The following is an 8,260-nucleotide window of genomic DNA, read 5'->3' on the forward strand; positions in this document are numbered from 1 at the left end:
ACCCACCATGCTTCGAGAACCTCAGCATGACACCCGTTTTAATGTTGTCAACCTGAGTGCAAAGGCCTGTCAGCCTGAGCTTGTCGAAGGGTCGCGCGCAGAGGCCCTTCGACGAGCTACCCATGACAAGAAAAAAAATGTGGTTTTTCGCAGCAGATCAGCTTCGGGTGAAAACGAGCAGAACGATGCTGGGCGGTGCGGCTGCAGGGGCATAGCAAGTTTTTGCAGAAGCGGAGGCATTGCGTGCGAATCGGGGCAAAATAATTGCAGCCCGTGGTTCTGTTCGTTTTGCGGGGTGAAGGCCGTGCCGATGGCTATGGGGCCAGGTTGTGCGCAAAGAAGCCTCTCTGCTGCAAGCCTTTTTGGTTACTTTTGTGGCAAGACAAACGGCGGAGCCTTCTTGAGCACCTTAAAAAATGAACAATAGCGAAAAACGTAACTGGCCCCGCGCGGCCAGGAGCGCGACGATATAAGTTTATAGAATAAAGTCTTTTATCTGCCTGCTGGGGATTGCTTCGTAACTCAGCAATGACGTGGTGGATTTGTCATTTCACCTTCAGAAGCCCCGGATTTAAACACTCAGCATAACACCCGTTTCTCCATGCCTTAAATCCGAAATCGAAAATCCCATTTCCGAAATCAAAATAATGGCGTTGCCTGCGGCCCGGGCTTTACGCTGCAAATCCTCACCTTGGCCTATGCGCGAAGGCCTGCGCAAGGCTGTGGGTTTTCCGCTGCAATCCCTAACGCGGCCGGGGAGCTCAAAGCCCGAAAAGGGGTAATATTAAACATAATGCCCGTCTGCTCCTAAAGATCGACATTTGCAGATACTTGCTATGATTGATATAGCTTCATCGAACTATATGTCAGATAATTTTAGAGATCATTACTTAATTATATCTACGATTATTGTTTATCTTGTACTCCTCTTTAAATATTAATGAAGTTAGAAGATTATAAAAAATACTTATTTCAGCCAAAAACAGATAAGTATGCACTTATTTCATTCTTGAAACAAGAAGGCGATATAGATAAGATATTAAAAATCTATAAAAACATATCGAGCCACCCTTTCATAAAATCATTGACAAAAGCTAATATTCAGCCACTTACTTTTCGAGATATTAGAAAGGATAGAATATTACCTTATTCTGCTAACCTAATTGGAGAAATCGCTTGGTTGATTATTCTATTTGAAGAAAACCAAGGATTGATACAAACTTTCATTTCCCTTAAACATGAGTTTGACCTGAATATCCTGTTGGGCGATTATGCCAAAGCCGAAAACATACTTGAATCCATAGAAAAAAAAACGGGGAAATCAATTTGGCTGATTGAAAACAGATTAATTCTCAAAGAATATCAAATTGGAGTTAAAGCAAATTGGGAGATCGTAAGCGATCTCTCAAGAGAAGTAGACGACCCATTTCTCCTGTTCTTTATTGAAAACCTAAGTAAACGTACCGAATCCAAAATATCATTTACACGATACAGGAATATTTTCAACAATCAAATAAATGAATTCTTAATAAATAAGGAGCTCTTCGAATATCTATACTTTAGACTAAATTATACAGCAATTAACAACTATGAAAGTTTAGCATATTTTATAAGTGTAGAGAACGGCTCTTCAATAATCGACAGATATCTATTGTTGAGGAATATAATCGTTGAACTATTTGGCCCTAGATTTCAAGAATACCAAGGAGTAATATCCATTGTATCCCAAAGACTCAAATCCATCTTTCCAGAAGATTTGATATGGAGGCAATTCAGTAATTTTTTCAAAGCTGACTTCCATGAGTCATTTAATACAGATGAAAAAATATTAGCATTACTTGATGAGTATTGTAGGGGTAACTATCAATATTGTATTTCTAACGCCAAAAAACTTCTAAAAGAGCATCCCGATAAAATTGAGATATACGACATATACGTAAAATCTATCATTGAAGAAAATTTGCCATTCGAAAATTTGCAAATTTCTGAATTGGTAGACTTATTGTTAGAATCAATGTATAATATATATACCAATTCTAACAATATCGACCAAGCTATTGATATTGGGTATAAAATCTCCACGATTTTTAGTTCAACTTCTTGGGCTAGACAATTTCAATCTTTCGTAATAGCAGCGACTAATTCAAATTCAACAAATAAACTATTTACATTATCTTACATCCTTTTTTCACAAATTAGAAATCCTAGATTTTTATATTACTTACAAAACGATGTCGAAATCAAATCCTCCGATTATTTTGAACAAGGCCCTGGCAATCTTACGGTAGATTTAATATCCGATATAATACAGGGAAACGACGAGCTTATTAGAAGTAATTTTGAATTGCCGCAAAAGAAGCGAGAGTTATATGTTGGGCGAGCATTAATAAAGAGAAGGGATTTTTTAGCAGCTAAAACCCTGTACGAGACCCTAAAAATAGATGATAAAAGATCTGTTATAGCTCAAGAAGAAATTATTGTCAATTTATTTAGATGTTATTTAAAATTAAATCGGCTGGTCGAAGCTTGCCAATTATTTGTTTCAAATTTCCTTTCTAATAAGCAAATAACAAAAAGATTAAATAAAGCTAAATTACTAAATATACTAGATTCTATTGATGATGAAAACATCTCCGGGCTAATCGAAGTGCCCATTTTTTTCAGTATTGCTTCAGATGATCCTTATCAACAGTATGTTGCTTATGACAACTATTTAGAAAACATGGGCTTATCGAGGCCAACAGATCTCATTTCTAATGAAGGTATTTCGAATGAAAAATTAATATTCTTTTTAAGAGAAGTTTGTACAATTGAAGTTATGCATCACTCGTATCATTTCAATGGAACAGACGACATCGAAGATGAACGATTGAAAATACTCAATAGTTTAATCGTTATTGATAAGCTTTACGAAGATGACTATATAAATGAAATAGCTCAATTAAGCCAGACCTTAAATATTAGAAAGGCAATGAGAGAAGTTAATAAGGGTCGAATCTCTGTTAATGTACAACAACTTAGGAATATAGAATCAACTGATATAAAAGAAGCCTTTTCAAGATATAAAGAAGTTGAGAAATATAGTAAATCCAATGAATTAGTTGGTATTGATACTTCATTGAATATAGTAGATGATCTTAATCGAACCCTTTATGATGAACTTGTTACTAATAAGATTATCTATACAAACGATCCGGCTTTTATATCTTTCAAAGTAATTTTTATCGAGATCAGAGACAAATTTCTATTTAGCAAAGAATACGGTTTAGACGGATATTTAAGCACAAGAATCAGGCACGGCACATTACTAAATCATATTAGAAGCGTCTTTGAATCTCAAAATATCATTTCACAACGCGATAAACATAATAACTACCTTGATAATATATTTTGGGATAATAACATTCCCTATCATTTACTAGATAAAAAAGATCAAATCCAAGGAGCTATCAAAATTTTCTCAAAATCTATTGATGAATATACAGAATATATAGTAAAAGAGCTGGTTCAAATTAAAACAGAAAAACATAATAAAAAACCTTACGCATTATTTGATTTCAATATCGGTAACAAAGAATTAGCGTTTCTATTTTCAATTGTACGCGAAAATATTAAAGACTACAATATTTTCATAGGTTTCGTTTTCGAATATTTGCAAGAATTTACTGAAAAAACTTTAACGAATATTCGCTCTTATTTAACAAAAAACATTAAAGAGCATTACAATAAACTTTTACAAGATTTTAGTATAGAAATAAAAAGCATTTTAGGAAACTCCACATTTCCAGAACTTATGTCGTCAATTAGCTTTTGTGGCACTAGGCTTCAAAAAGAAATTGAAACAATATCCGAATGGTTTTATTTGTCAGGGACTAGCAAGGATTTAGTATTAGATTTAAAAGTGCTGATACAAACTGCTGTTCAGATAACAAATACCATTTATCCAAACCACAGAATTACGCCTCAAATTATAGAAAACTATGATTTTCCAATGGTTGGAACTGTTCATTTGATTTATATATGCAGAATCCTCCTGGATAATATTATTATACATTCAAAATTATCCCCTAATGAGCAACAGGTAGAAATTGAGTGTACTGTAACAGACGATCAATATTTAAAACTAAGTTTCAAAAATAACTTCTCAACAGAAATTAATTCAGCCGTCCTAGATCAAAAATTGTCAGCAGTTAAAGAAAAATGGGAACTAGCTAATAATAGTTTTGAAAATATCGATGTAGAAGGAGGTAGTGGTTTTGATAAAATAGGAAGAATCATAGCATTTGATTTGTCTTGCAACAGATATCTATTTGAATATTATATATCAGAAAATGAACTAACAATCAATCTATATATTGACTTCTTAAATGTGCCAAAGTATGAAGAACTTAAAAATGATACTCATTGAGGACGATTCAAAGAAGATTGACGATATAAGAATATACGTTACAACTAAATTGAAATTTCCTGATTTTACAGTTAAAGAGTCTTATCAAAGTGGGGTCAAAGAAATACTGACGAATGACTATGACTTACTATTATTAGACATGAGTATACCAACTTTTGATAAAACCCCATTTGAATCAGGAGGACATTATGAAAAGTTCGGGGGCTATAAAGTGTTGAAAGAGATAGTTAGAAAAAAGAGACCAATTAAAACTATACTGATAACAATGTTTGATGATTTCGGCGAAAGTGACATCTCGATAACCTTGTCACAAATCGATCAATCTTTAGCGGAGCAATTTGCTGGACTATATTTAGGATCAGTATTTTATAATGCAAGGGAAAACAAATGGCAAGAAGATCTAAAAAGAATAATCGAAGAAGTTTAGGATGCTTAATGTACTACTAGTGGACGATAGCAATGACAAAATTGCTAATGTAATTAAAACAATCCGATTAGTATCTGAAAAAATTAAAGTACAAGTAGTGGTAGACTTTATATCAGCTCAAAGTAGTTTAATCCAAACAAAATACGATTTACTGATCCTAGATTTAAACCTTCCTGTGAGACAGGGAGAGATTGCTCGAATAGAGATTGGCAAAAACTTATTGAATGAAATCAATAGGAAACAAAATATTAACTCACCCAACTATATTATAAGCTTAACACAATATATAGAAGAAAGTCAAAATATAAGTGATATATGGATTACGCTACACTATACGGCAGATCAAGACGCATGGAAGCAAACCATAACGAATTTAATAAAGCACATCTTAAAATCGAAAAACTACAATGATTCTAACCTTGAGTTATTGAAACCTACAATATTTTTCGAGGGAAAAACAGATGAAAGGATATTTCTTGAAGCCATTAACATCTATAAACCTCAACTGCTTGATCAAATAACTCTAAAATCCGATACAGGAGCAGGCGCAAATTGGGTTGCGCGACAAACTATTGCGTGGGCGCACGCGCTACATAAAGACAAAAAACAGGAAAACTCATATCTAAAAGCCATAGCTCTACTTGACAATGATGGTTCCGGAAAAATAGCTCAAGATGAGATAAACCGTGTTATAAAAATAGAATCAGCCGAAAGCAATACTTTTAAGATATTTAAATTATCGACTAAGTATGCAAGACATATAATTTCGTATAAGCAAAAGGGCATCGATCTACAGGTTTGTCTTGAAGAAATGTTTCCCATAGAGTATTGGAAAATAGCCAATAAAAACAATTGGCTTACTGCCAATATAAATATTGATAGATTTCTCACCGATCCTAAGAAATGGAATAAAATGGAAACCTCGTTAAAAGAATATATTTCATCATTAGGTTTTAATAACGATGAGATGTTATATTTAAACTCCTTCAAAAACGAGTATAAAGGAGCATTCGTCGACTTAATTTGCAAATTAGATAATCAAGAAAAAGCTACCGCTCTTCACTGCTTCAAGGAATTGATAAACGACTGCGAAAACTATCTGTTAAACTCAAGGAAAGGCAATTAATGCAAACGAAAACCCTTGACATCCATCTGCCGCGAGTGTTCAACTCTGACAAAAACGTGGCGTACTTATGGCTTCTATGACAAGAGTGACTTCAAAGTCTCCCCTACAGGGGAAGATTTAGAGGAGGCCTAAGCATCCTGTTCACACTTCCCACGCTCAGGCCAAGCCGCTCCGCCACCTGCCTCTGGCTTAAACCTTCATCGCTTAACTTTTTAGCCTCCCGGTGCATGCGTTCGCGTTCTTGCCTGGAGGTGTCGCGCAGGTGGTTTTTCTCGCAATCATGGCCCGTAAAAACAAACTTTAAAAAGCCGTTGTGCCGTTCCAGTTGGGCAAGGCATATATTGTCGGCCCCATAAGTTTCGGCGGTGCTGCGCTGCTTAATCTGCTTTAAATAGCGCTGGCCGGGCATCGAGTGGCTTTCGCCCATGGCAAAAGCACTGTCGCAAAAATTGATGAGCATTTTACTGCCCTGCAAATCATTGCGGCTCAGCGGCAGCCGCGGGTTACGCTTAGGCGTATGGGCCAATACCAGGATACTTACCCCATGGCGGGTTTTAAGCTTTTTCAGTTCCTTCATCAGCAACAGGGCAGCCCCGGCGCTCTCCGTTCCGTTGCGCAGGCAGGTAATATTATCAATGATGAGCACCCGGGCGTCGGTACGCTTAATGCCCCGCGTTAAAGCTTCAATCACATACCTGTCCAACTTTTGATAATGCGAGCTTGCACGGTTAAACTGGTTGTATTCGCCGCGGTAAAACTCGGTGGCAAAATGATAACGGTTTTGGCCGTCGGTATAGCGTTGTTCAAACTGCTTGCCGCTAAGTTCAAAATCAATATACAACACCGGCGAGGCTTCGGCACCAAGCGTAAAGGGAGCAATGGGTTGGCCCCGGGTAATGCTGTCGGCCAGCTGCACAGCCAGCAGGCTTTTGCCCATATTGGTATCAGCAAACAGGATGCACAGCTCGCCCTCCAGCCAGAAGTTGCCAAACAGCATTTGGGGCGTTTCGTGTTCAGTTTCCATGGCCATCCACTCATTGGCCGGGTAAATATCAAACAGCTCAACCACAGCATCCGGGTCGGAGATCATAACCTCCCCCTTGCGCCCAAGTTTAGCCGCTGCTTCCCGCACCTCATTTTGAATCATTTGAATAACCAGGGGTTTTTCTGCAGTATGGTCCATAATTTGTCGCGCCCCTGTCCGGCCGCTCAAAAGCCCGAAACATCCATCGTTATTTGCCGCCAACCTGCCGGCAATCATGAAAGGCACTCAAATTTACCCTCTAAAAAGCCCCCCAATGGTGACAGCATTTTGTCAGTGTTCAATTTTTAAAAACCGGGTGTTCAACGTTCAAAAACCAATTTACATAACACGCTGATTATCAAATACAAATTGTTCAAATCGCGATTTTGAACAAATTTATCAATTTATAAAACACTGATTATCAGTCGTTCAATTTTACAATAAAACACCAGGTGTTTACACTTTCAAAAATTGAACAGTACAATACAGGTAAGTGCCAATGCTCCGAAACCAGCATTGCCCCCCACGGCCAGACACCCCAACAAACAAAAAAGGCCCGCCAAACCTGGCAGACCTTTTAAATTCTTCTACAAAACCGGTCCCTTATTCCCTGCTCTTCTTCTTAGCAGGTTCAACATACTTTTCGCCAAGGGCTTCGAGGGCGGCGATGAGTTTTTTGCGTTCTACGGCATTGTCGGGCACGGTAGCCAGCTTCTCGCGGCGGGCTTCCTCCACCTTGCGGATCTTCTCGTCAAAAGCCCTGTTGATTTTATCAAGCTCGGGCGTGGTATCCAGTTTTGCTATTTCTGCTTTAATTTGGGCTGCTAATTTTTCAAATTCCATGGGGCTATTTTTGGAAGCGCAAACATAAAAAAATCATTGTAAGTTATTATTACCGCAATAAAAAGTATGTGTGTTAACTTGTATTTTTTGTTGCCGCTGAAGCGCGCTATGGAGAGTATGATAGGTTTATCAAAACGGCTACCAACGCAAAAAAGCCTTAGTAATTAGCTAAGGCTTTTGCAATGTTGCACCATTGAAGGTGATAAAGGGTGGCACCGACCTACTCTCCCACGTTTTACCGCAGTACCATCGGCTCTGGCGGGCTTGACTTCTCTGTTCGGAATGGGAAGAGGTAGACACCGCCGATATAGGCACCTGAATTTCTTTTTATTAAGGTGAAAGCTTAAAGGTAAAAGGTTAAAGGTTTCTTACCTTTCGCCTTTATCCTTTGGCCTTTCAGCCTCATAAATGACATATTATTGAAAGAAGGAA

General features: G+C 37.5%; 6 protein-coding genes and 1 rRNA gene. 4 read left to right on the forward strand and 3 right to left on the reverse strand.

Annotation, left to right across the window (positions count from 1 at the left end; all coding sequences use genetic code 11):
* The 4 genes from BLP33_RS27685 to BLP33_RS26900 all read left to right on the forward strand — a co-directional run.
* Positions 1-427, forward strand: a 427-nt coding sequence (locus tag BLP33_RS27685; protein ID WP_217633235.1) for a hypothetical protein, incomplete at its 5' end; no start/stop codon positions are given.
* Positions 428-940: 513 nt separating this feature from the next.
* Positions 941-4,408 (forward strand): hypothetical protein, encoded by a 3,468-nt coding sequence (locus tag BLP33_RS26890; RefSeq protein ID WP_090535003.1) that lies wholly within the window; start codon positions 941-943, stop codon positions 4,406-4,408.
* Positions 4,380-4,835, forward strand: coding sequence for a response regulator (locus tag BLP33_RS26895; protein ID WP_090535005.1), 456 nt, complete (start codon positions 4,380-4,382; stop codon positions 4,833-4,835). The genes BLP33_RS26890 and BLP33_RS26895 overlap by 29 nt, the downstream gene beginning before the upstream one ends.
* A gap of 19 nt (positions 4,836-4,854) precedes the next feature.
* Positions 4,855-5,961 carry a response regulator gene (locus tag BLP33_RS26900; RefSeq protein WP_175490130.1) on the forward strand — a complete coding sequence of 369 codons (1,107 nt, stop codon included), beginning with the start codon at positions 4,855-4,857 and terminating at the stop codon, positions 5,959-5,961.
* 103 nt (positions 5,962-6,064) lie between these two features.
* Here the strand turns inward: BLP33_RS26900 and BLP33_RS26905 are convergent, their stop codons facing one another.
* The 3 genes from BLP33_RS26905 to rrf form a co-directional block, all read right to left on the reverse strand.
* The gene (locus BLP33_RS26905) at positions 6,065-7,144 is read right to left on the reverse strand and encodes an AAA family ATPase (protein WP_175490131.1); all 1,080 of its coding nucleotides are present in this window, start codon (positions 7,142-7,144) and stop codon (positions 6,065-6,067) included.
* A gap of 444 nt (positions 7,145-7,588) precedes the next feature.
* Entirely contained in the window at positions 7,589-7,828 is a 240-nt protein-coding gene (locus BLP33_RS26910) for a hypothetical protein (protein WP_090535008.1), read from the reverse strand.
* A gap of 207 nt (positions 7,829-8,035) precedes the next feature.
* A 5S ribosomal RNA gene (gene rrf / locus BLP33_RS26915) occupies positions 8,036-8,147 on the reverse strand.
* Between the last annotated feature and the right edge of the window lie 113 nt (positions 8,148-8,260).

Source organism: Mucilaginibacter sp. NFR10 (assembly GCF_900100445.1).
Classification (GTDB): Bacteria; Bacteroidota; Bacteroidia; order Sphingobacteriales; family Sphingobacteriaceae; genus Mucilaginibacter; species Mucilaginibacter rubeus.

What these genes read in the sequence shown, in the direction of transcription:
- BLP33_RS26890 (WP_090535003.1), top strand. Translation starts at nt 941, where the DNA reads ATGAAGTTAGAAGATTATAAAAAATACTTATTTCAGCCAAAAACAGAT.
- BLP33_RS26895 (WP_090535005.1), top strand. Translation starts at nt 4,380, where the DNA reads ATGAAGAACTTAAAAATGATACTCATTGAGGACGATTCAAAGAAGATT.
- BLP33_RS26905 (WP_175490131.1), bottom strand. Translation starts at nt 7,144, where the DNA reads ATGGACCATACTGCAGAAAAACCCCTGGTTATTCAAATGATTCAAAAT.
- BLP33_RS26910 (WP_090535008.1), bottom strand. Translation starts at nt 7,828, where the DNA reads ATGGAATTTGAAAAATTAGCAGCCCAAATTAAAGCAGAAATAGCAAAA.